This window comes from Kitasatospora sp. RG8 (assembly GCF_017813315.1).
GTDB lineage: Bacteria > Actinomycetota > Actinomycetes > Streptomycetales > Streptomycetaceae > Kitasatospora.
In genome coordinates, this window is record NZ_JAGIYX010000056.1 from 1 (window position 1) to 19,124 (window position 19,124).

A 19,124-nucleotide genomic window follows, 5' to 3' on the forward strand; every position below is an offset into this window, starting at 1 on the left:
CTCGCGCAGTTCGTGCAGCTCGGCGACCCGCCCGTGGGCGTCGGCCGGGATCTCGGGGATCTCGTCGCCGACCGGCGCCTCATGCACAACCGTCATCTCGAACCACTCCAAGGGTGAGGGAACTGTCCGACAGCCAACGTCTGCGTTGCCCCCGGCTGCGAATCACTTCTTCACTTATGACTGTACGAGGGGCCCCGCGCTGGTTTCGGCGTCGATTCTGTACAAGGTCGCGTCCGTTTAGATGTCAGGCCTGTACAGAAACCAGCCCCGACTGGCATATGCGTACGGTGTTCGTTCGATTACCCGGGGCTGTTCGTCGGGTGGCCCCAGGATGATCTGAGCATGAGGAAACATGCAGGTCAGGATGGGCGCACGGGGGCGCGGAGGGAGCGCCTCCGGAGTCACTTCGGGCAGGCTCCGGCGGGGCGCGAAGCACCGCCCGGAGCGGGTCGGGCAGCCGACCAGTCGTAGGGATACGCCAAAAACGCCGAAGCCCACCCGGATGCTCCCGGGTGGGCTGTCCGAGGGACTCCGTCAGTGCTTGTGGCCGTCCCCGGGCTCGTCCTTGCCCCGCAGCTCCTCCTCGCGGCGGCGCAGATCCGCCTCCCACTGCTTGAGCATGTCCTCGTGCTGCTTGTTGTCCTTCTTCAACGAGGCCAGGAACTCCGGGTCGTCGTCCGGTGCGAGCGGCCGGCCGCCGCGCGGGCGCTCGTACTCCGGGTAGCCGGAGGTGCGGCCCGACCCGCCGGTCCGGAGGGCGCCGCGCTGCTTGCCGGCCACCAGCCAGGCGATCGAGCCGACCAGCGGGAAGAGCAGCACGATGATCACCCAGATCACCTTGGGCAGGTGCTTCACCTCCTCCTCGGGCGTGGTCAGGCAGTCGATGAACGCCCAGACCCAGAGGGCGAGTGGAAGGACGAAGGTCAGGATCCTCAGCACGGCGGCGATCTCCCCCGGCGACGGCGGTGGTGGCGGGCGTCCCCGGAGCGGCGGCGGCTTCACGGGGGGCCCTTGACCGAGCCAGGCTATCGGGTGGCGGATACTGACTGGCATGGCATACGACGATCTCCGCTCCTTCCTGCGGGCCCTCGACCGGGAGGGCGACCTCAAGCGCATCAAGGCCGAGGTGGACCCCCATCTGGAGATCGGCGAGATCGTCGACCGGGTCCAGAAGGCCAAGGGCCCGGCCCTGCTGTTCGAGAACGTCAAGGGCTCGTCGATGCCGCTGGCGATGAACGTCTTCGGCACCGAGCGCCGGCTCGCCAAGGCCCTCGGCCTCAAGGGTCCGGACGACATCTCCGAGAAGATCGCCGGCCTGCTGAAGCCCGAGCTGCCGCACGGCTTCACCGGATTCCGGGACGCCTTCGGCAAGCTCGCCTCGATGGCCCACGTGCCGCCGAAGAAGGTGAAGCCGGGTGAGGCCGCCGTCCAGGAGGTCGTGCTCACCGGAGACGACGTCAACCTCGACGACCTGCCCGCCCTCTTCACCTGGCCGCTCGACGGCGGCTCCTTCTTCAACCTGGGCCTGACCCACACCAAGGACCCGGACACCGGCATCCGCAACCTGGGCCTCTACCGCCTCCAGCGGCACGACCGGCGCACCATCGGCATGCACTGGCAGATCCACAAGGACAGCCGCAACCACTACGCGGTCGCCGCCAGGAGGGGGGAGCGGCTGCCCGTCGCGATCGCCTTCGGCTGCCCGCCCGCCGTCACCTACGCCGCCACCGCGCCGCTGCCCGGCGACATCGACGAGTACCTGTTCGCGGGCTTCGTCGCGGGGGAGCGGGTCAAGATGGTCGACTGCAAGACCGTCCCGCTCCAGGTCCCGGCCGACGCCGAGGTCGTGCTGGAGGGCTGGCTGGAGCCCGGCGAGATGCTGCCCGAAGGCCCCTTCGGCGACCACACCGGCTTCTACACGCCGCAGGAGCCGTTCCCGGCGCTGAAGATCGACTGTGTGACGATGCGCCGGCGCCCGATCCTGCAGTCCATCGTGGTGGGCCGCCCGCCGACGGAGGACGGCCCGCTGGGCAAGTTCACCGAGCGGTTCTTCCTGCCGCTGCTGAAGATCATCATCCCGGACATCGTCGACTACGACCTGCCCGAGGCCGGCGGCTTCCACAACTGCGTGATCGTCTCGATCGACAAGAAGTACCCCAAGCACGCCCAGAAGACGATGCACGCCATCTGGGGCGCCCACATGATGTCGCTGACCAAGCTGATCATCGTGGTGGACTCCGACTGCGACGTGCACGACTACCAGGAAGTCGCCTGGCGCGCCTTCGGCAACGTCGACTACAGCCGGGACCTCACCGTGGTCGAAGGCCCGGTGGACCACCTCGACCACGCCTCCTACCAGCAGTTCTGGGGCGGCAAGGCAGGCATCGACGCGACCCGCAAGCTGCCCGAGGAGGGCTACACCCGGGACGGCGGCTGGCCCGAGATGGTCTCCTCCGACCCGGCCACGGCCGCCCTGGTGGACCGCCGCTGGAAGGAGTACGGGCTGTGAGCGAGCGCAGCGGGCGCCCCGTCGAAGGGCGCCGGGCGGATGCCCCTGCCGGGCGGAGCGAGGTGGGCGCATGAGCACGGCCGCCGCACTCCCCGACGTCCCGCCCGGCAAGGTCAAGGCCTTCCTGCGGCTGGTGATGATCGAGCACTCGGTCTTCGCCCTGCCCTTCGCCTACATCGCCGCGCTGACGGCCATGTTCCTCGCCGACGAGCGGGTGCACTGGGGCGAGCTGTTCATCGTCACCGTCTGCATGGTCGGCCTGCGCACCTTCGCGATGGCCGCCAACCGGATCATCGACCGCGAGATCGACGCCCGGAACCCGCGCACCGCCGGCCGTGAACTGGTCACCGGCGCCGTGTCGGTGAAGACCGCGTACACCGGCTCCGCGATCGCGCTGGTGGTCTTCCTGGGGGCGGCCGCGCTGCTGAACCCGCTCTGCCTGGCGCTCGCGCCCGTCGCCGTCGTGCCGATGGTGGTCTACCCGTACGGCAAGCGGTTCACCGACTTCCCGCAGGCGATCCTGGGCCTCGCCCAGGCGATGGGCCCGGTGGGCGCATGGCTGGCGGTCACGGGCTCGTGGTCCTGGGACGCGGTGGTGCTGGGCGCGGCCGTGGGCATCTGGATCGGCGGGTTCGACCTGATCTACGCCTGCCAGGACGTCGCCTCGGACCGGGCGGACGGCGTGCGCTCCGTGCCGGCCCGGTTCGGCGTCCCGGCCGCGGTGTGGGGCGCGCGCGTCTGCCACGTGCTGACCACGCTGCTGCTCGGCTGGTACGCCGTGCTGACCGGGGCCGGGGCCGCGTTCTGGATCGGGCTGGCGGTGGTGGCCGGCGCCTTCGTGTACGAGCACACCATCGTGAAGCCGGGCGACCTGTCGCGGCTGAACCGGGCGTTCTTCCAGACGAACGGGTTCGTCGGGATCTCGCTGTTCTTCTTCGCCCTGGTGGACCTGATCGTGCGCGGCCTGGGGATCTGATCCCCTCCTACTTGGCGCCCTCGTCGAGCGTGTGCTTGACGAGGGCGTTCGCGTGCCCGTGCCCGAGACCGTGCTCGGCCTTCAGCCACCCGACCAGCTCCATGTGCTTGGCCAGCGGGGAGGAACGGATCAGCTCCGTCCAGTACGAGACCGGGTGCCCGTACTTCTTCTCGATGGAGGGGAAGTAGCTGGCGGGGCCCTTGGGGGCGTCGGTGCTCATGGTGGTGGGTCTCCTGTCGGTCCGTCATTTCGATCTTGTCGTGGGTGATTCTTACGCAGTCAGCCGGGCTGCGGTGGCGCTCAGCCAGCCGAGCCCGAGCGCGGCGCCGGCGGTGAAGGCCGACACGGTGACGCCGGAGCCGGCGAAGCCGGCGAGCACGCCCACGGGCATCAGGCGGGAGGCGAGCGCCCAGCCGCGCCGGCCGGCGGCCGCGAAGTGGCGGGCCAGGGCGAGGAACGCGGCGCAGAGCGCGAGGTAGCCGACCGAGCCGCCGATCATGTGGACGGTGCCGTGGGCGCTCAGCCCGGTCACCCGGCCCTCGGGCGCCCCGACCGGGAACCCGGCCCCGGGGTCGGCCTCGAACGCCGCGCTGAGCAGGAAGCTCGCGCCGAACACCGCGACCAGGCGCGGCGCCCAGGTGCCGCCGGGGGTGTTCCGCAGGGCCTGCTGGAAGCCGACGGCGCCGGCGGTCAGCAGGACGCCGGCGAGCAGGAAGTTCGCGGTCTGGATCCAGCCGGCGTCCCCCAGGGCGAGCTGGCTGATGGCGTTCCGGGAGAAGTCGAAGCCCTCGCGGGTGAGGCCCTGGGCGATGCCGACGGCGAGGAAGAGCGGTCCGGCCGCGGCGCCGGCGAGGAGCAGGGTCCGGGTGGCGGGGGCGGCGAGCGGGGCTGCGGCGAGCGTGTTCGTCATGCGGGTAGGACCGGGGGCGGAGGTGGAACTCATCGGTGCGGCGATTGTGAGCCCGGTCACACCGCGGCGTAGTGGGCGGAGGGGGCAGCCGGCCGCCGCACCGCACGGGCCCCGCCGGACCGGACGACTGTACGCGCGAGCCCCGCCCCGGCGGGCTCGGCGGGGCCGTCGGGGGCGTCCGCGCTAGCGGAGGTGCCCGTCGAGCCGGGCGCCTGTGACCGGGGTGCTCCCGTCGCGCCGCCTGGTCCGGGCGCCGGTCCCGTCGGCGGCGACCCGCGCGGCGATGGTCCGCGCGCAGTCCAGGGACTCGGTGTGCGTGGTGTCCACCTCCAGGTCGTAGACCACGCCCCGGTGGACGATCGGTGCCTGCTGTGCGGCCATGCCCGGGGCCCGGTCCCCGCGGGCGATCTCGCGGCCCGCGGCCACCGCGCTCTCGCACCTGACGCCGACCCACAGCACGTCCAGTCCGTCGAGGACGTCCCGCCAGCGCTCCTGGGACTCCGCTCCGCCGAGGAAGACGTCGTCGACGATGATCCGGGCGCCTGCCCGGGCCATCGCGGCGACCCCCGCCATCCAGGCGGCCTCCAGCTCCCGGAACGTCGATCCGACGGTCACGGCGCCGTCGGCGGCGATCTCGATCCCGAGGTCCGAGTCCTGCATGGAGGCCGGCATCATCTCGATCAGCGAGTCGATCGCCGCGGCGAGCCACGGGTCCGGCAGCACCGCCTGGAGACACCGGACGATGCCGGACTTGCCGGAGCTGGACCCGCCGTTCAGCACGATCACCTGAGTCGTCATCGGATCACCGTAGGGCCGGAGGCCACGGCGTTCCACGCGGTTTTCGCGGGCCCGCCCTGCGGCCCCGCCCCCGGTCGTAGCATCGGCGCATGACCGCCGACGCCTCCGAAGCCGCCGACAACGCCGCCACCGCCGACAACGCCGCCACCGCCGACTTCCGTTCGGATCGGATCGGCAGCGCCCTGCGCGGCGGGAACCCCACCGTCCTGCGCCGCCTCGACACCGGGTTCGCCGTGATCGGGGACGTGCAGTTCCTCCCCGGGTACTCGATCCTGCTCACGGACGAACCGGGCGTCGAGCGGCTCTCCGACCTTCCCCGCGCGCGCCGGCTCGGGTACCTCGCGGACATGGACCGGCTCGGTGAGGCGGTCGAACGCGCCTGCCGCGCCGCCGATCCGGCGTTCCGGCGGGTGAACCTGGAGATCCTCGGCAACAAGGACACCTACCTGCACGCCCACGTCTGGCCCCGCTTCGACTGGGAGCCGGAGCACCTGGTGCAGAAGCCGGTCTGGCTCTACCCGGCGGACCGCTGGAGCGACGAGCAGTACGCCCTCGGGCCGCAGCACGACGCGATCCGCGCCGCGGTCGCCGCCGAACTCGACGCCCTGGGCCGGCCGTCCGCGGCGCAGGCCGGGCCGGCGTAGTCCACGGCCGGTCCGCCGGGCCCGGGCCGTCCCAGGCCGTCCCGGGCCGTCGCGAGTCGTCGCGAGTCGTCCCGGGCCGTCGCGACTCTCAGCGGTCCGGGGTGAGGAGCGGTTTGACGTCCAGGATCGGGGTTCCGGCGAGGGCTTCGAGGTTCCGGACGTGCACGCGCGTGCCGACGACGGCGAGGAGACGGACGGTGTGCAGGCCGATCGGGTTGGGGCGGTCGGGCGCGCGGGTGGCGAAGACGCCGGTGAGCGGGCGGCCGGCATCGCCCCGGGGGCGGACGGTGAGCGTCCGGCGGTCGGCCCGGTCGAGCCAGGTGAGCAGCAGGACGTCGGTGCCCGGCGTCAGGCCCTCCAGGGCCGGGGCGTACCGGTCGTCGAAGACGAGCCAGGCATCGGGGGCCCCTTCGTCGGGCTGCCGGGGCGCGGCCGCCCGATCGGTCAGCGTCGATTCGACGTGCCCGACCGGGCGCAGGGCGTATGCGGTCACGAGTCCTCGGTCCTTTCCTGGACGGGTGGGGGTGGTCCCGGCCGTGTCCGTCAGCGCGGCTCCCACGGCCAGACGGTGCGGACCCGGGCGAGTTGCCGTCGCTGGGCGTCGATCCAGCCGTCGGGCAGGCGTACCAGCACGGTGGCCGAGGTGAGCGACGCCGCCGCGTCCCGCACCGTCACCTCGATCGCGTCGAGCGGCCCGTGCGGGGTGCCGTAGGGCCCCTGGGGGGCGATCCGGATCTCCGGGTTGCGGCCGTCGTCCATCCACTCGACCTCCTGGCCCGCGGAAAGGCGGTCGAGGGCCGCCTCCCAGTCGTCCAGGTCCTCCGGCAGCAGGCAGACCTCGGCGAGCCGGCCGTTGGCGAACCCGCTGGTCACCGTGATGTCGGCCTCGAAGCAGCCGTCCCAGAAGGGGCCGTTGACGGTCGTCGGCCCGGTCACGCGGACGACGACGGCGTTCTCGTCGTCGGCGAGGCGGACGAGGTCCACCGGACCGTTGGTGGTCACGATTCGCCTCCTTGGGCGAGGAGTTGACTGTTCGGAACGCCGACTGCCGTGCTGCGTCATGGCCGTGCCGCGGTCCGCGGCGCCGGGGGAGGAGCGGTCCCGGCGGTGCGCAACACCGTGGAGTCCGGCACCAGGAGAAACAGCTTCGGATGCGGATTCAGCGTAGCGTCCGCGTGCGCTGTTCCACCGTGCCGCCGCCGGACGGCCTGTTCCGCGGCTCTTCCCCCGCCGGCTGCCGGGCCGCGCCGAGGAGCCCGTATTCCCGGGGGCGGGGGCGGCCACCCGATCTCGTGAACTTCCCGGTGGAGGCCTGGGCGAGTCGCGCAACTCGTGCCTACGCTCGCGGACATGGACATCGTGATCCCGCTCTTCGACCGCTTCGAGCCGCTCGACGCGATCGGCCCGTACGAGATCCTGGGGCATGTGCCGGGCGCCCGGGTCCGCTTCGTCGCGCCCGAACCGGGGCGGGTCACCGACGTGCTCGGCGCGCTGCGGGTCGACGTGGCCGCCCGGTACTCGGAGGTCGAGGCCTGTGACGTGCTGCTCGTCCCGGGCGGCGTGGGGGTACGGCCATTGACCGGTGACGCGGACTTCCTCGACTGGGTGCTGCGGGTGCACGAGACCACCCGCTTCACCACCTCGGTCTGCACCGGTGCGCTGGTGCTCGGGGCGGCCGGGCTGCTGAAGGGGTGCACCGCCACCACCCACTGGGAGGCGGTCGCCGACCTGGAGGGCTACGGCGCCACCTACACCGCCGAGCGCGTCGTCCGGCACGACCGGATCGTCACGTCGGCCGGCGTCTCCGCCGGGATCGACCTGGCCCTGGGGCTCGCCGCCCTGCTCACCGACGACCTCACGGCCGAGGCCATCCAGCTCTACACCGAGTACGACCCCCAACCGCCCTTCGACAGCGGCTCGGTGGCCAAGGCGTCGCCCGAGGTGGTGGCGCGCGCCCGGGCGCTGGGCTGAACCCGCTCAGCCGGTCGTGCCGCGCCGGTACCTGACGCCCGGGCGTCCGTCGATGACGAGCTCCCCGACGGGGGTGAAGCCGGTACGGCGGAGCACGGCCGTCGACGCCGGGTTGTCGAGGGTGGCGACGGCGGTGAGCGCGGAGAGCCCGTACCGGGCCGCCGCCAGCCGGCAGACCTCCAGCACCGCGGCCGTCGCCACGCCCCGGCCGGCGGCCTGTTCGCCGATCCGGTAGCCCAGTTCGGCCTCGCCGCGTTCGACGTCCACCAGGTTCACCCGGCCCAGCAGGGCGCCGTCGTCGCTCATGACGAGGTGGAAGTGGCAGGCCCCGGCGTCCTGTTCGGCGAGCAGGGCACGGTGCCGGTCGGAGAAGTGCTCGAAGTAGGCGTCCCCGCGGTCCGGAACCGACCTGGCGAAGTAGGCCCGGTTCTGCCGTTCGAACGACAGCAGGGCCTCCGCGTGGTCCGGACGCAGTCGCTCCAGCCGTATCGGGATCATGCCGGCCAGCATAGGCGCCCGGTGGCCGGCCCGGCCGGGGCGGCCGGAAGCCGCCTGCGACCGGCCGGCCCGCTCCGGGGCGGCCGCTATCCGTCGGTCCCTTCCTCGATGTAGTCGGCGTACTCGTCGGCGGAGAGCAGCGCGTCCAGGGCGGCGGGATCGGCCGGAGTGAACTCGACCATCCAGCCGTCGCCGTACGGGTCGTCGTTGACCTGTTCGGGCGAGTCGTCGAGGGTCTCGTTCACGGCGCTGACCGTGCCGGCCAGCGGTGCGTAGACCTCGCTCACCGACTTCACCGACTCGACGCTGCCGAACGGCTGGTTGGTGTCGAACTTGTCGCCCTTCTTCGGCAGTTCCACGAAGACGATGTCCCCGAGCTGTTTCTGGGCGTGGTCCGAGATGCCCACCAGCACCTTGCCGCCCCGGGGCAGCAGCCACTCGTGGTCCTTGGTGTACCTGCGGTCGGTCGGGATGTTCGCCATGGAGGTCTCCGTCGGTTCGTCCGGTCGGTCTGACGCCGTGTCAGTCGCGAGGGGGAGCTTGCCGCAGAAGTCCGCCCTCGGCCGGGATGGTCACCCGGACGTGTGAGCCCCGTGGCCGCCTCGGCCGTCCCTACACTGGGCGGCGTCGGACAGGGAAACAGGAGAGTCGAGTGGGTACTGCCACGATCGCCGTCGTCACCTGCCTCGCCTACGCGGACCTCGACCCGGACCTCCCGCTGCTCGTCGACGCGCTGCGGGAGGCCGGCCTGGCGGCCGAGCCGGTGGCCTGGGACGCCGAGGCGCCGGGGTGGGAGCGGTTCGACCTGGCGGTCGTCCGGTCGGCCTGGGACTACTCGGAGCGGCTGGGCGAGTTCCTGGCCTGGGCCGACGCGACGGCCCGCGTGACCCGGCTGTGGAACCCGGCCCCGGTGGTGCGCTGGAACAGCGACAAACGCTACCTGCTGGAACTCGCCGGGCGCGGGATCCCGGTCGCGCCGACGCGGATCCTCGAACCCGGCGGCCCGTTCGAGCAGGGGGACCTTGACCACCCGGACGGAGTGGTGGTCAAGCCCGCGGTCTCCGCGGGTGCCCGGGACACCGCGCGCTACCTGCCCGGCCGGGCCTCGGACGCCGCCCGCCACGCCCGGATGCTGCTGGACCAGGGGCGCGCCGTCGTCGTCCAGCCGTATCTGCCGCTGGTCGCGGAGGGCGAGCGGGCGCTGGTCTTCGTCGACGGCGACTTCAGCCACGCGATCCGCAAGGGGCCGGTGCTGACCGAGCCAGGCGTGATCGACAACCTCCGGACGCCGCACCCGGACCTCGTCGCCCATCAGCCGACCGGGGCCGAGCTCCGGACCGCCCGGGCGGCCCTGGCGGCGGCGCCGTCCGCCGAAGGACTGCTCTACGCCCGGGTGGACCTGGCGCTGGACGGCGCCAGGGAGCCCGTGGTGATGGAGCTGGAGCTCATCGAGCCGAACCTGTTCCTCGGGTACGCCCCGCAGGGCCCGGAGCGCCTCGTCGCGGCCGTGGCGGCCCGGGCGGCGACCGGCCGCTGAGCCCCGGTCGCCGGCGGCACGCCGGACGGCCGGGCGGTCCCGAGGCGTCCAGCGGGTGGCTCCGCCGCCCTCAGCCGAGGCGCGGCGCCTCCGGGTGGTAGACCCGCTGCCGCTCGACCGGCGCGTCGCGGAAGTCGCCGCTGCCGTTGACCACTTCGCCCACCCCGAGCCGGATGCCCAGGGCCCGGCCGAAGCCCTTGAGGACGGCGCCGCGGCCGTCCGGGTCCGGGTAGGTGTACGGGTGTCCGGCGGCCAGGGTGACCGAGCGGGCGGAGACCTGCCCGAGCACCTGGGCGCCGGAGCCGATCCGGCTGGTGCCGGTCACCTCGGCGCCGCCGGTGAGCCGGGTCCCGTCGCCGATGTCGATGGTGTCGGTGCCGGCCGCCCTGATCCGGGCGCCGCCCTCGCCGATCTCCGACCTGGCGCCGATCACGATGGTCCCGCCGCCGGTGGCGGTGATCAGGGTGCCGCCGTGCAGGACGTTCCCCCGCCTGACCAGGCAGCCGCTCCGCTCGTCGCACTCGATGACCACACCGGGGTAGAGCACGTTCTCCGGGTGCAGCCGGACCCGCCGCGAGACGATGACCGAGAACGGGTCGAGGACGACGACGCCCTGGTCGGCGAGGTCCATCAGCTCCGCGGGGGTGAGCAGCCCGCGCTCCCGGCGCAGCCGCGCCACCCGCTCCTCCAGCGATCCTGTTCCCGTGATCATCCGATCATGCTCCCGGTCACGCGAAGGTGCTGTAAAGCGGGAGCCCGACGGGTGAGAATGGCCGCCAATCCGCAATCCCGGGAGGATCACCGTGATCGGCAGCCTTCAGTGCATCGTCCTCGACTGCCCGGAGCCGGCCGTGCTGGCCCGCTTCTACGCGGCCCTGCTCGGCGGGGAGGTGGACCGGCCCGACCCGCGGTGGGGGCTCGGTGAGGCGTGGTCCACCCTGCACACCGAGGGCGGCCTGGTCCTCTGCTTCCAGGGCGTCGCCGACCACCGGCCGCCGCAGTGGCCCGACCCGGCGCACCCGCAGCAGATGCACCTGGACATCGAGGTGGAGGACCTCGACGGCGCCGAGCGTGAGGTCCTCGCGCTCGGCGCCACCCGGCTGCCCTCCGCCGCCGCCGGCTGGCGGGTCTACGCCGACCCGGCCGGCCACCCGTTCTGCCTGCTCAGGGCCCGCTGACCGGCAGTCCTGGTCAAGCCGCCCCTAGGAAGGGCGATCTGACGAAGGGAAGTCGGCGGGGGATCCCGCCTGCCGGCCCGGGTCGGAGAGGCCGCCGACGGGGCCGGCGGCCTTCCGGCGGGTGCGGGCCCGTGCGTGCTCAGTCCAGTGACAGGGCGTCACCGACGTTCAGGCGCCCGGGAGTCGCGACCTCGGCGAGGGCGTCGAGGCGGTTGTCGTGCGCCTGGGCGAGGGCCTTGAGGATCTCGGGTGCGTGCGGGAGGCCGGGCTGGGCGGCGGTGGTCATCGCGCACCGCTCGCTGGACCGGGCGAAGGCCAGCCGGGCGCCGCCGCGGGCGCTGCCGCGGACCTCCCGCCCGAACCAGGTGTCCTCGACGAACGGCGGGGTGCCGGGCGGGGTGCGCAGCAGGATGTTGGGGCGGAACCGGCGCACGTCCACGACGGCGGACGGCGCGGCCTCGCGCACCCAGTCCAGGCTGGCGGTGGTGAGCACGCTGACCGGGAGCTGGTCGAAGTGGGAGACGGCGTCCTCGCGGGCGAGCGCGACGTCCGGGCGCTGGAGGTAGGCGCGCAGGAAGGCGGTGGGGTCGGCCACCGGCCGGCCGAGCGGGTCGAACAGCTCGGGGGCGTCGAGCCGGTGGCCGAGCCGGGAGGAGAGGCGGAGCAGGCCGTCCATCCGGCGGAAGCGCCGGGTGTTCTTGCCGGAGCCGAACCTGCCCGCGCCGTCGCGTACGGCGTAGAGACGGTCGCCGGCCAGGCCGCGCTCGTCCACGTCGACGGAGTCGAGCCGCTCGCCGCCGGTGGACTTCACGGGGTAGCGCCAGAGCTGCTCGATCACTCCGATGATCTCTGCCATGGCGGGAAATCGTAGCGGCGCCCGGCGGGGATGGTCTAGACCAAGTGTCAACGAGGGGCGGGCCGTCCGGCCCCGCTCACCCCAGCCGGGCGACCGCCCGCACCGGCGCGCCGTCGGCTGCGGCCAGCCGCAGCGGGAACAGTGACACCTCCACCGGCCGCCCGGCCTCCTGGGCCGCGATCAGCGCCCGCAGGTCGGTCAGGTTCTCGGCGATGACGCCGCCGCCGGGCGCACCGAGCAGCACCCGGTGTGCGGCCAGGGTGGGCTCCGCGGCGGCCGGCTGGTCGTGTTCGTCGGTCAGGTCGGCCAGCAGCGCGGCCACCGCCGGGTCGCCCGGGCCCGGATCGGGGGTGGGGTCGACGCTGAGCGCGTCCACGCCGACCGTCCGCACCCCGGCCGCGACGATCGCCTCGGCCGCCCCGGTGGTCAGGCCGGGGTGGGCGAAGTACGCGTCGGTGCCCCAGTGCCGGGCCCAGCCGGTCGCCAGCAGCAGGACGGTGCCCTCCGAGACCAGCTCCAGCGCCGGGGCGAGCAGCTCCGGCGTCACCTCCGCACGCGGCTCCAGCCCGCGCAGGTCGGCGACGACCGCCGGCCCGGTGAACCGCTCCAGCGGCAGTCCGTCCAGGGTGGGCCAGGTGACGTCCACGTGGTACGGCGCGTCCACGTGGGTGCCGGACTGCGAGCCGAGGTGCAGGGCCAGCACGTTCACCCCGGCGGTGGCGGTGGTGAGGGCGGGCTCCAGGACGACGGCCGGGTCGCCGGGGTAGACCGGCATCGCGGTGGTCACCTGATGGGTGAGGTCGACGAGGGTCGCTGCCATGGCGCCCATCCTCCCAGGGGTGACGGCGGATGGGGCCGTCGCGGGGGCCTCCGTATAGAAAGGGGGTCATGGGAACAGACAAGCGTCAGCCGTGGGTGGTCGGGGTCTCGGGCGCGTCCGGTACGCCGTACGCCGCCTCCGTGATCCGGGCGCTGCTCGCCGCCGGGGAGTCGGTGGACCTGATCGTCAGCCGGGCCGCCCGGCTCACCATCCTCGACGAGACCGGCATCTCCTTCCGCGACGGGCACTGGCGCACCGACCTCGCCGCCTGGCTCGGCATGCCGGAAGGGGACCTCGACGACGTCCGCTACTGGCCGGCCGGCGACTTCGCGGCCGGCCCGTCCAGCGGTTCCTACCCGGCCAAGGGCATGCTCGTGGTGCCGGCGACCACCGGGGCGGTGGCCGGGATCGCGCTGGGCCTGAGCAAGGACCTGCTCCAGCGGGTCGCCAGCGTCACCCTCAAGGAGCGCCGCCCGCTCGTGGTCTGCGTCCGCGAGGCGCCGCTCAACGGGGTGACGCTGAAGCACCTGGTGGAGCTGGACGCGCAGGGCGCCGTCGTGCTCCCCGCCTCGCCCGGTTTCTACGCCGGCGGCTCCACCGTCCGTGAGCTGGTCGACTTCGTGGCCGGACGGGTCCTGGACGCGGTCGGCGTACCGCACGCGCTGTACCGCCGCTGGGAGGGCGAGTTGGGCGCGGCCGCGCGCCACACCGCGCAGCCGGAGTGAGGGGGAGTGGGGAGCCCCCGGGCGGGAGAGTATGTTCTCTGCGATACCCGGGTTGTTCCGCGCATGGCGCCTTTGAATCCGGATAATGATCTGTGGGTCTGGTGAGGTTCGGAAGGACGCGGACGGTATATGGACACGGTGGACAGACAGCTCATCCAGGCGCTGCGGGAGAACGGCCGTGCGTCCTACGCCGAGTTGGGCCGGCTGGTGGGCCTCTCCGGGCCCAGCGTCACGGACCGGATCAACCGCCTGGAGCAGGCCGGCGTCATCACCGGTTACCGGGCGACGGTCAACCCGGCCTCGCTCGGCTTCGGGGTCACGGCGCTGATCGGTCTTCAGCTGACCGACGCGGCCGACCACGAGGACGTGGCGCACCGGCTGAAGGACCTCGGCGAGGTCGAGGACTGCTGGTTCATCGCCGGTGACGACTCGTACATGCTCAAGGTCCGGGTCTCCGACGTGGAGGGGCTGGAATCGGTGGTCAAGCGGATCTCCGGGACGAAAGGCGTGGCCCGGACCCGCACGACCGTCGTACTCTCCACGAAGTGGGAGAACCGGGTGAGCGAACTCCCTCTGGCCGAAGGGGAGTAACACGATGGCACTGGTCGGTCTGGAGGAGCTGCGCGCAGCCCGGCAGCGGATCGCCGGCGTGGCGGTACGGACCCCGCTGGTCCCCGCCCCCTGGGCGGCCGACGGCGAGCGCCGGCTCTGGCTCAAGCCGGAGAACCTCCAGCCGACCGGGGCCTTCAAGACGCGCGGCGCCTACAACCGGCTCGCCGCGCTCACCGCGCAGGAGCGCGCCCGGGGCGTGGTCGCCCAGTCCAGCGGCAACCACGCGCAGGCCGTGGCGTACGCGGCCGGGCTGCTCGGCATCAAGGCCGTGATCGTGATGCCGGACACCTCCCCGGCGGTCAAGGTCGACGCCACCCGCGCGTTCGGCGCCGAGGTGGTCCTGGTCGAGCCGCAGGAGCGCGACACGCTTCCGGCCGAGCTGGCCGAGCGGCACGGCTACGTCTGGGTGCCGCCGTACGACGACCCGTTCATCATCGCGGGCCAGGGCACGGTGGGCCTGGAGATCGCCGAGGACGCCCCCGCGGGGCTGGACACCGTCCTGGTGCCGGTCAGCGGCGGCGGGCTGATCTCCGGGACGGCGGCCGCGCTCAAGCTCACCCGCCCGGGCGTACGGGTGGTCGGCGTCGAGCCCGAGCTGGCCGCCGACGCGCAGGCCAGCCTGCGGGCCGGCGAGCGGCTCTCCTGGCCGGTCGCCGACACCTACCGGACCATCGCGGACGGGCTGCGCACCCCCTCGGTCGGCGAGCTGCCCTTCGAGCACCTCACCGCCTACGTGGACGACATCGTCACCGTCACCGAGGACGAGATCCGCGCCACCGTGGCCCTGCTGGCCCGCCGCGGCAGGCTGGTCGCCGAGCCCTCGGGAGCGGTCGCCCCGGCCGCCTACTTCCACCGCGCCGCGGAGACCGGCGGCCAGGTGGTGGCCGCCGTGGTGAGCGGCGGCAACATCGAACCGACGCTGCTCGCGGAGCTGCTCGCCGGCTGACGCGCCCCGGGGGGCGGGCCGAGGCCAGCCCGGTGGGGGGCATAGGCGTACGCTCGTTCCGGCAACGATTCGAAGTCGGAGGAGGCGGGGCACCGCATGGACGCAGGGCTCAAGCGCGAGCTGGAGGCGAAGGTCTACGCGGGTGAGCGGCTGACCCGCGAGGACGGGATCGCGCTCTACGAGAGCGACGACCTGGCCTGGCTGGGCGGCCTGGCCCACCACGTGCGGACGCAGAAGAACGGCGACGTCGTCCACTTCAACGTGAACCGCCACCTCAACATGACCAACGTGTGCAACGCGTCCTGCGCCTACTGCTCGTTCCAGCGCAAGCCGGGCGAGAAGGACGCGTACACGATGCGCATCGAGGAGGCCGTCCGCCTCGCCAAGGCGATGGAGGTGGACTCCCTCACCGAGCTGCACATCGTCAACGGCCTGCACCCCACCCTGCCGTGGCGCTACTACCCGCGCTCGCTGCGGGAGCTGAAGGCGGCGCTGCCGAACGTCTCGCTGAAGGCGTTCACGGCCACCGAGATCCACTGGTTCGAGAAGATCAGCGGCCTGCCGGCCGACGAGATCCTGGACGAGCTGATCGACGCCGGCCTGGAGTCGCTGACCGGCGGCGGCGCCGAGATCTTCGACTGGGAGGTCCGCCAGCACATCGTCGACCACGACACCCACTGGGAGGACTGGTCGCGGATCCACCGCCTGGCGCACTCCAAGGGCCTCAAGACGCCGTCGACGATGCTCTACGGCCACATCGAGGAGCCGCGCCACCGCGTCGACCACGTGCTCCGGCTGCGCGAGCTCCAGGACGAGACCGGCGGCTTCCAGGTCTTCATCCCGCTGCGCTACCAGCACGACTTCCACGACTCCAAGGACGGCGTCGTGCGCAACAAGCTGATGGCCCGCACGGAGATGGCCACCGGCGCGGAGGCGCTGAAGACCTTCGCGGTCTCCCGGCTGCTCTTCGACAACGTCCCGCACGTCAAGGTCTTCTGGGTGATGCACGGCGTCACCACCGCGCAGCTGGCGCTCAGCCACGGCGCGGACGACATGGACGGCTCGGTGGTCGAGTACAAGATCACCCACGATGCGGACAACTTCGGCACGCCGAACAAGCTCGGCCGGGACGACCTGCTGGGCCTGATCCGGGACGCCGGCTTCCGCCCGGTGGAGCGCAACACCCGCTACGAGGTCATCCGCGAGTACGACGGCCCGGACCTGACGCGCCGGGAGACCCCGCAGGCGATGCGCCTCTGACCCGGCGCCGACCAGCGGCTTTCCCCGCCTCCCGGGTCGCCCGCCACGGCCCGGGAGGCGGGCCCCTCCGCCCGGTGCGGAGGAGTCTTCACCGGCCCCGCACAGGCCTCGGGTTTCCCAACGGGCCGTAGGTTTGGCAGGATCGGCCGCATGTCCGGTTCCCATCGCGCCACCACGTACCCGCCGTACGAGCCGGTGCACGACCCGGCGTACCAGCAGGGGTACGAGGTGCCGCAGCAGTCCTACGGGGTCTACGAGCAGCCGTCGTACCCGGATCACGGCACGCCGCAGCCCTACGGGACGGACGGGATCCAGCCGTCCTACGCGTACGGGGACCAGGAGTCCTACGCGTACGGGAACCAGGCGTACGAGCAGCAGGTCCAGCACGGCCAGGTGTACGGCGAGCGCCAGGCCTACGGGGACGGCGGGGCCTACGACGAGGGCCGGGTCTACGAGGGCTACGGCACCCACGGCGGCTACGACGCCCATGACGCCTACGACCAGCCCTTCCAGTCGTACCCCGCCGAGCCGGTGCAGGAGTACTACCAGGAGCCCGCGCCGGTCCCGGCCCCCGCGCCCGCCCCGGACCCCGGGTTCGCCCCCGGGCCGGTGGTCGCGGCCTCGACCGCGGCGCCCGCGGAGCCGGCCCCGGTCGGCGGCCGGGCGGCCGCCCGCCGCGACCGCCGCAAGCCCAAGAAGAAGCGCACCACCGGCAAGGCCGTGACCGCCGGCACCGCGCTGCTGCTCGCGGCCGCCGCCGGCTGGTACACCGTGGGCCAGGACTCCGCCAAGCCCGGCCTGACCACCGCCGACGGCCCCGGTCCGGAGGGCGTCTCCAGCCCGGACCAGCCCTCCCCGCCCGCCGGTGCGGCCGCTCCCGCCGCCGCCCAGGCCGTCGGCGACCGCCAGACCGAGGCGCCCGCCGCGGCCCGCGGCGAGGCCCGCCCGGACGGTTCGGTGGCCGCGATACCGGGCCTCGGCGCCGCCTTCACGGCCCGGATACCCGCCGAGACCACCCAGGTGGTGCTCGCCTCCGGCCAGGACAAGAACGCCAACAAGAACAACGTCACGCTCTGGACCCGCACCCCCGAGGGCCGCTGGCTGGCCGGCGAGACCTGGCAGGGCCACAACGGCAACAACGGCTGGACCACCGACCACAACGAGGGCGACCTGCGCAGCCCGATAGGCGTCTTCTCGCTCACCGACGCCGGCGGCCGCAAGGCCGACCCGGGCGGCAAGCTCCCGTACGACAAGGACCCGAGCTTCGTGGTCTCCGGGACGGGCTTCTTCGGTGACCAGCTGGCGGGCTCCTTCGACTACGTGATCGCGATCAACTACAACCGCGTCCCCGGCAACTCGCCGCTCGACACGCGCCGTCCCATGGGGTCGAAGAAGGGCGGCGGCATATGGATCCACGTCGACCACGACGGCCCCACCCACGGCTGCGTCTCCATACCCGAGGACAAGATGGCCCAGCTGATCCGCACCCTCGATCCCGCCGCCCACCCGGTCATCGTGATGGGCGACGCGGCCTCGCTCGCCGCCTGATCGTCGTGTCCGCCGTGGTGGTGGGCCCAGGCGCCGCAACGGCCCTTGTCGGTCTCCTACAGCTTCCGGACGCGGATCCTGTAGCCGGTCACGCCCCGCAGACCAGCGGGTAACCGGGTTGAGTGGCTGTATGAGCGGTTCGCGCATTGTGGCACTCGGCCACTACCAGCCCCCGAAGGTCCTCACCAACGACGACCTGGCGGTGCTGGTCGACACCGACGACGAGTGGATCCGCAGCCGGGTGGGGATCCGGACCCGCCACATCGCCGAGGGCGAGACCCTGGTGGACCTCGCCACCGAGGCCGCCCAGAAGGCGCTGGCACGGAGCGGCCGGACGGCGGCCGACATCGACCTGGTCGTGGTCGCCACCTGCACCGCGATCGAGCGCAGCCCCAACACGGCCGCGGCCGTCGCCGCGCGCCTCGGTGTGAAGGCGCCCGCCGCCTACGACATCAACACGGTCTGCTCCGGCTTCTCGTACGCGCTGGCCACCGCGGACCACGCGATCCGGGCCGGTGCGGCCCGGACCGCCCTGGTGATCGGCGCCGAGCGGATGTCGGACACCCTCGACTGGACCGACCGGACCACCTGCGTGATCTTCGGCGACGGCGCCGGCGCCGCGGTGGTGGAGGCTCAGGAGGACGGCGCCGAGCCGGGCATCGGCCCGGTGGTCTGGGGTTCGGAGCCGGAGAAGAGCGACGCCGTGGTGATCACCGGCTGGGATCCGGTGATCAGCCAGCAGGGCCAGTCGGTGTTCCGCTGGGCCACCACCCAGATCGCCCCGCTCGCCCGCCAGGCCTGCGAGAAGGCCGGGATCGACCCGTCGGAGCTCAAGGGCTTCGTGCCGCACCAGGCCAACCTGCGGATCATCGACGCGATCGCACGCAAGCTGGGCGCCCCCGACGCGGTGGTCGCCCGGGACGTCGTGGAGTCCGGCAACACCTCGGCCGCGTCCATCCCGCTGGCCTTCTCCAAGCTGGTCGAGCGCGGCGAGCTGTCGCCCGGCGACCCGGTGCTGCTGTTCGGCTTCGGCGGTGGCCTGGCGTACGCCGGGCAGGTCGTCCGCTGCCCCTGAGCGGCCTGCGGGGCCTGCGGGGCCCTGAGCGGGCCCTCGGTCCCGGCCGGGCCCCCGAGAGGCCCCGAGCGGGCCCTCAGTGGCTCCTGGGCCGGTCCTGGTGGCCGCCTGAGCGCCGCCCGGCGCCCGGGCGGCCCGGAAAACACGATGCCGGTGGGCGGGCACCCTTGCGGGGGTGCCCGCCCACCGGCATGTCTGGCGCGCTACGGACCGCCGGCGGACCTCCCCCGAGGACACGGCCGCCGTCCGTCGTTCCCCGGA

General features: G+C 73.1%; 23 protein-coding genes. 12 read left to right on the forward strand and 11 right to left on the reverse strand.

What is annotated here, in order from left to right; genetic code table 11:
• Positions 1–534: 534 nt before the first annotated feature.
• Entirely contained in the window at positions 535–939 is a 405-nt protein-coding gene (locus tag J5Y04_RS40060; protein WP_209417470.1) for a PLD nuclease N-terminal domain-containing protein, read from the reverse strand.
• Between the two features lie 112 nt (positions 940–1,051).
• Here J5Y04_RS40060 and J5Y04_RS40065 point away from each other — a divergent pair, with 112 nt between their 5' ends.
• Together J5Y04_RS40065 and mqnP are read left to right on the forward strand one after the other, a co-directional pair.
• Positions 1,052–2,509: a menaquinone biosynthesis decarboxylase gene (locus tag J5Y04_RS40065; protein ID WP_148644282.1), complete on the forward strand. Its 1,458-nt coding sequence runs from the start codon at positions 1,052–1,054 to the stop codon at positions 2,507–2,509.
• Between the two features lie 70 nt (positions 2,510–2,579).
• The gene (gene mqnP, locus J5Y04_RS40070; protein ID WP_209417471.1) at positions 2,580–3,485 is read left to right on the forward strand and encodes a menaquinone biosynthesis prenyltransferase MqnP; all 906 of its coding nucleotides are present in this window, start codon (positions 2,580–2,582) and stop codon (positions 3,483–3,485) included.
• A 7-nt stretch (positions 3,486–3,492) separates the two neighbouring features.
• Here mqnP and J5Y04_RS40075 read toward each other — a convergent pair whose 3' ends face one another.
• From J5Y04_RS40075 to cpt, 3 genes are all read right to left on the reverse strand, one after another.
• Positions 3,493–3,705, reverse strand: a complete 213-nt coding sequence (locus tag J5Y04_RS40075) for a DUF4287 domain-containing protein (protein ID WP_209417472.1) — start codon at positions 3,703–3,705, stop codon at positions 3,493–3,495.
• Positions 3,706–3,756: 51 nt separating this feature from the next.
• On the reverse strand, positions 3,757–4,428 hold the full coding sequence (locus tag J5Y04_RS40080) for a DUF998 domain-containing protein (RefSeq protein ID WP_209417473.1): 672 nt from the start codon (positions 4,426–4,428) through the stop codon (positions 3,757–3,759).
• Positions 4,429–4,578: 150 nt separating this feature from the next.
• The gene (gene cpt, locus J5Y04_RS40085) at positions 4,579–5,193 is read right to left on the reverse strand and encodes a chloramphenicol phosphotransferase CPT (protein WP_209417474.1); all 615 of its coding nucleotides are present in this window, start codon (positions 5,191–5,193) and stop codon (positions 4,579–4,581) included.
• A gap of 89 nt (positions 5,194–5,282) precedes the next feature.
• On the opposite strand from cpt, the gene J5Y04_RS40090 reads away from it, so the two are divergent.
• The gene (locus J5Y04_RS40090) at positions 5,283–5,837 is read left to right on the forward strand and encodes an HIT family protein (RefSeq protein WP_245206430.1); all 555 of its coding nucleotides are present in this window, start codon (positions 5,283–5,285) and stop codon (positions 5,835–5,837) included.
• A gap of 88 nt (positions 5,838–5,925) precedes the next feature.
• Here J5Y04_RS40090 and tsaA read toward each other — a convergent pair whose 3' ends face one another.
• A complete protein-coding gene (gene tsaA, locus J5Y04_RS40095) occupies positions 5,926–6,330 on the reverse strand; it encodes a tRNA (N6-threonylcarbamoyladenosine(37)-N6)-methyltransferase TrmO (RefSeq protein WP_209417475.1) in 405 nt (134 codons plus the stop codon).
• A gap of 50 nt (positions 6,331–6,380) precedes the next feature.
• The gene (locus J5Y04_RS40100; protein ID WP_209417476.1) at positions 6,381–6,839 is read right to left on the reverse strand and encodes a DUF5959 family protein; all 459 of its coding nucleotides are present in this window, start codon (positions 6,837–6,839) and stop codon (positions 6,381–6,383) included.
• 348 nt (positions 6,840–7,187) lie between these two features.
• Here J5Y04_RS40100 and J5Y04_RS40105 point away from each other — a divergent pair, with 348 nt between their 5' ends.
• The gene (locus J5Y04_RS40105) at positions 7,188–7,808 is read left to right on the forward strand and encodes a DJ-1/PfpI family protein (RefSeq protein ID WP_209417477.1); all 621 of its coding nucleotides are present in this window, start codon (positions 7,188–7,190) and stop codon (positions 7,806–7,808) included.
• Positions 7,809–7,814: 6 nt separating this feature from the next.
• Here J5Y04_RS40105 and J5Y04_RS40110 read toward each other — a convergent pair whose 3' ends face one another.
• Entirely contained in the window at positions 7,815–8,306 is a 492-nt protein-coding gene (locus J5Y04_RS40110; RefSeq protein ID WP_245206432.1) for a GNAT family N-acetyltransferase, read from the reverse strand.
• 86 nt (positions 8,307–8,392) lie between these two features.
• Entirely contained in the window at positions 8,393–8,788 is a 396-nt protein-coding gene (gene gcvH / locus J5Y04_RS40115) for a glycine cleavage system protein GcvH (RefSeq protein WP_209417479.1), read from the reverse strand.
• A gap of 170 nt (positions 8,789–8,958) precedes the next feature.
• Here gcvH and J5Y04_RS40120 point away from each other — a divergent pair, with 170 nt between their 5' ends.
• A complete protein-coding gene (locus tag J5Y04_RS40120) occupies positions 8,959–9,843 on the forward strand; it encodes a RimK family alpha-L-glutamate ligase (protein ID WP_209417480.1) in 885 nt (294 codons plus the stop codon).
• A 70-nt stretch (positions 9,844–9,913) separates the two neighbouring features.
• On the opposite strand, the gene J5Y04_RS40125 is transcribed toward J5Y04_RS40120, so the two are convergent.
• Positions 9,914–10,555: a hypothetical protein gene (locus J5Y04_RS40125; RefSeq protein WP_209417481.1), complete on the reverse strand. Its 642-nt coding sequence runs from the start codon at positions 10,553–10,555 to the stop codon at positions 9,914–9,916.
• Positions 10,556–10,646: 91 nt separating this feature from the next.
• On the opposite strand from J5Y04_RS40125, the gene J5Y04_RS40130 reads away from it, so the two are divergent.
• Positions 10,647–11,021 (forward strand): VOC family protein, encoded by a 375-nt coding sequence (locus tag J5Y04_RS40130; protein ID WP_209417482.1) that lies wholly within the window; start codon positions 10,647–10,649, stop codon positions 11,019–11,021.
• 139 nt (positions 11,022–11,160) lie between these two features.
• Here the strand turns inward: J5Y04_RS40130 and J5Y04_RS40135 are convergent, their stop codons facing one another.
• Positions 11,161–11,877 carry an MOSC domain-containing protein gene (locus J5Y04_RS40135; RefSeq protein ID WP_209417483.1) on the reverse strand — a complete coding sequence of 239 codons (717 nt, stop codon included), beginning with the start codon at positions 11,875–11,877 and terminating at the stop codon, positions 11,161–11,163.
• Between the two features lie 76 nt (positions 11,878–11,953).
• Positions 11,954–12,697 (reverse strand): cyclase family protein, encoded by a 744-nt coding sequence (locus J5Y04_RS40140; RefSeq protein WP_209417484.1) that lies wholly within the window; start codon positions 12,695–12,697, stop codon positions 11,954–11,956.
• A 68-nt stretch (positions 12,698–12,765) separates the two neighbouring features.
• On the opposite strand from J5Y04_RS40140, the gene J5Y04_RS40145 reads away from it, so the two are divergent.
• The 6 genes from J5Y04_RS40145 (at position 12,766) to J5Y04_RS40170 (ending at position 18,863) form a co-directional block, all read left to right on the forward strand.
• Positions 12,766–13,422 (forward strand): UbiX family flavin prenyltransferase, encoded by a 657-nt coding sequence (locus J5Y04_RS40145; RefSeq protein WP_209417485.1) that lies wholly within the window; start codon positions 12,766–12,768, stop codon positions 13,420–13,422.
• A 129-nt stretch (positions 13,423–13,551) separates the two neighbouring features.
• Positions 13,552–14,013, forward strand: coding sequence for an Lrp/AsnC family transcriptional regulator (locus J5Y04_RS40150; RefSeq protein ID WP_209417486.1), 462 nt, complete (start codon positions 13,552–13,554; stop codon positions 14,011–14,013).
• Between the two features lie 4 nt (positions 14,014–14,017).
• The gene (locus tag J5Y04_RS40155; protein WP_209417487.1) at positions 14,018–14,980 is read left to right on the forward strand and encodes a threonine/serine dehydratase; all 963 of its coding nucleotides are present in this window, start codon (positions 14,018–14,020) and stop codon (positions 14,978–14,980) included.
• A gap of 96 nt (positions 14,981–15,076) precedes the next feature.
• Positions 15,077–16,240 (forward strand): aminofutalosine synthase MqnE, encoded by a 1,164-nt coding sequence (gene mqnE / locus J5Y04_RS40160; protein ID WP_209417488.1) that lies wholly within the window; start codon positions 15,077–15,079, stop codon positions 16,238–16,240.
• 150 nt (positions 16,241–16,390) lie between these two features.
• Positions 16,391–17,788, forward strand: coding sequence for a L,D-transpeptidase family protein (locus J5Y04_RS43830; RefSeq protein ID WP_209417489.1), 1,398 nt, complete (start codon positions 16,391–16,393; stop codon positions 17,786–17,788).
• A gap of 130 nt (positions 17,789–17,918) precedes the next feature.
• Positions 17,919–18,863 (forward strand): beta-ketoacyl-ACP synthase III, encoded by a 945-nt coding sequence (locus J5Y04_RS40170; protein WP_209417490.1) that lies wholly within the window; start codon positions 17,919–17,921, stop codon positions 18,861–18,863.
• Positions 18,864–19,124 lie beyond the last annotated feature (261 nt).